This is a genomic window from Pseudomonas sp. KCJK8993 (assembly GCF_046230915.1).
Lineage (GTDB): Bacteria > Pseudomonadota > Gammaproteobacteria > Pseudomonadales > Pseudomonadaceae > Aquipseudomonas > Aquipseudomonas piscis.
Genome location: NZ_JBJJLO010000224.1, coordinates 1 through 2,668, shown reverse-complemented (window position 1 = coordinate 2,668; position 2,668 = coordinate 1). Strand labels below are relative to the sequence as shown.

3 protein-coding genes are annotated in these 2,668 nt (G+C 63.8%); all 3 read left to right on the top strand.

Translation table 11 applies throughout. The features are described 5' to 3' along the window. Positions 1 to 1,105: flagellar hook-length control protein FliK (locus tag ACK6AU_RS31735; RefSeq protein ID WP_409303704.1), on the top strand; the 1,105-nt coding region annotated here is incomplete at its 5' end. 193 nt (positions 1,106 to 1,298) lie between these two features. Beyond that, entirely contained in the window at positions 1,299 to 1,799 is a 501-nt protein-coding gene (gene fliL / locus ACK6AU_RS31730; protein WP_185700711.1) for a flagellar basal body-associated protein FliL, read from the top strand. Positions 1,800 to 1,808: 9 nt separating this feature from the next. After that, positions 1,809 to 2,668 (top strand): flagellar motor switch protein FliM (gene fliM / locus ACK6AU_RS31725; RefSeq protein WP_409303702.1); only part of this gene is annotated, 860 nt, incomplete at its 3' end.

Genomic DNA, 2,668 nt, shown 5'->3' with positions numbered 1-2,668 from the left:
TAGCCGCCGAAGAGACCGTGCGGAGGCGGAGATCCCGGGTTCAGGGGAGGCACGAGCGCACACCATGGCGGCAGTGACGGATAGCAAACCCAGCGCACAACCGCCGTTGGACCCGAGCCCGGTGCAGGGCCCGCCTGTGGTCGCGGTCGAGCCGGCTCCTGTCGTGCCGCCAGCCCAGCCCCAGGTCGAGGCCGCCGCGGTGGCGGTGCCAGCCCAAGTGGCAGCGGCAGTGATGCCGATCCCGCCGCCGACACCGGCGGCGGAACCGTCCAAGGAGGCATTCGATCCAGAGGCCGATCCCCTGGATGCGCTGCCGGCGGTGCGCCTGGCCATGGAGCAGAGTGGCCATGTGTCCGAATCCAGCCGCTCGCAACCCAAGGCAGCCCCGGCCAGTGACAACCCTGATACCCGGTTGGCCTCGACGCAGAACATCGCCAGCGGCATGGCTGGCATGCTCGAGCAGATTGGCAAGGGCAGCGCCGAGCAGGGTGGCGAGAAGGCCTTCAGTGGCTTGATCGCCGAAGGCCTGAAAGACCTCAAGGGCGCGTCCAGCGATACCCGGGTGGACGACTTCGCCAACCGCCTGGCAGCCCTCACGCAGGCGGCAACGCCCAAGACCGCCAACGCGGTCCCGGTCAACCAGCCGCTGGCCATGAACCAGGGTGGCTGGACCGATGAGGTGGTCAATCGGGTGATGTACCTGTCCAGTGTCAATCTCAAGTCGGCGGATATCCAGCTCCAGCCGGCCGAGCTCGGGCGCCTGGATATCCGCGTGCACATGATTCCCGACCAGCAGACCCAGGTCAGCTTCATGAGTGCTCACGCCGGTGTTCGCGAAGCCCTGGAAGGGCAGGTGCACCGCATGCGGGAAATGTTCCAGCAACAGGGGTTGGGCCAGGTGGACGTCAACGTCTCCGACCAGTCCCGTGGCTGGCAGGGCCAGGAGCAGGCGCAGCAGGGCCAGAACCGTGCCAATGGTTCCTCGGGCAACGGCGCGCGCTTGGATGGCGAGATCGGCGATGACGGGCAGCCCCATGCCGTGGCCGAAGTCGCGGCGCCGGTACAGACCGTGATCGGCAGCAGCGTCGTGGACTACTACGCCTGACCTGCTGAGCGGGCGGCCAGGTAAGCTGGCCCCCGCTTCGATCCTCATGACCGCGAGCCGGCTGCCCGGCTGGTCAACTTCGCAGGACGCTCCCGTGCCTGCTTTCTCCTGTCATTCCTGACAAATCTGGCATAACACTTGCTCTTGCCTTGCCGTGCGACTGTGAACCCCCGAATAGTGACGGATTATTGGCATGGCGAAGAGCGAAGCAGCAGAAAAACCCACCGCAGGGAAAAGCAAACTCAAGCTTATCCTGTTGATTGTCTTGGCGTTGTTGCTGGCCATCGGCCTGTCGGTCGGTGCGACCTGGTATTTCATGCACAGTGCCCAGAGCAAGCCCGACCCGGCTGCGCAAACCGCTACCAACGTCAAGCCCGCGGCGATCTACGAGCCCATGGCGCCGGCCTTCGTCGCCAACTACACACAGAATGGCCGGCAGCGCTACATGCAGGTGAGCATCACCCTGCTGGCGCGCAACCAGGCGGACCTGGACGCACTGAAAGTGCATATGCCAGTGATCCGCAACAACCTGGTGATGCTGTTCTCCGCGCAGAATTTCGACACCCTGGCGACCCCGGTCGGCCAGGAAATGCTCCGTCAGAAAGCCACCGCCAGCGTCCAGGAGGTGGCCCAGAAAGAAGTGGGCAAGGTAGTGGTCGAGCAGTTGCTCTTTACTAACTTCGTATTGCAGTAGGAACACGACATGGCCGTGCAGGACCTGCTGTCCCAGGATGAGATCGACGCGCTGTTGCATGGCGTCGACGACGGTCTGGTACAGACCGAACACGCTGCCGAACCCGGCAGTGTCAAAAGCTACGACCTGACCAGCCAGGATCGCATCGTCCGTGGACGCATGCCGACCCTGGAGATGATCAACGAGCGTTTCGCCCGCTACACCCGGATCAGCATGTTCAACATGCTGCGCCGTTCCGCCGACGTGGCGGTGGGTGGGGTGCAGGTCATGAAGTTCGGCGAGTACGTGCACTCGCTGTACGTCCCCACCAGCTTGAACCTGGTGAAGATCAAGCCTCTGCGCGGCACGGCGCTGTTCATCCTCGATGCCAAGCTGGTGTTCAAGCTGGTGGACAACTTCTTCGGCGGCGATGGTCGCCACGCGAAGATCGAAGGGCGTGAGTTCACCCCTACCGAGCTGCGAGTGGTGCGCATGGTGCTGGAGCAGGCCTTCATCGACCTCAAGGAAGCCTGGCAGGCGATCATGCCGGTCAACTTCGAGTACATAAACTCCGAAGTGAACCCGGCCATGGCCAACATCGTCGGCCCCAGCGAGGCGGTGGTGGTCTCGACCTTCCATATCGAACTCGATGGCGGTGGCGGCGATCTGCACGTGACCATGCCGTACTCGATGATCGAGCCGATCCGGGAAATGCTCGATGCCGGTTTCCAATCCGACCTGGACGACCAGGACGAGCGCTGGAGCAAGGCGTTGCGCGAGGACGTACTGGATGTGGCGGTGGCCCCCCGGGCCACCGCAGGCTCCTGTATACAACTGGCGGTGTCGGCCGAGAAGGGAGTGGTGAGCGCGGATGACGTGCTGGTGGAGAA

Excerpts from the sequence above, each read along its gene's own strand:
- fliL (WP_185700711.1), top strand. The coding sequence starts at position 1,299 with ATGGCGAAGAGCGAAGCAGCAGAAAAACCCACCGCAGGGAAAAGCAAA.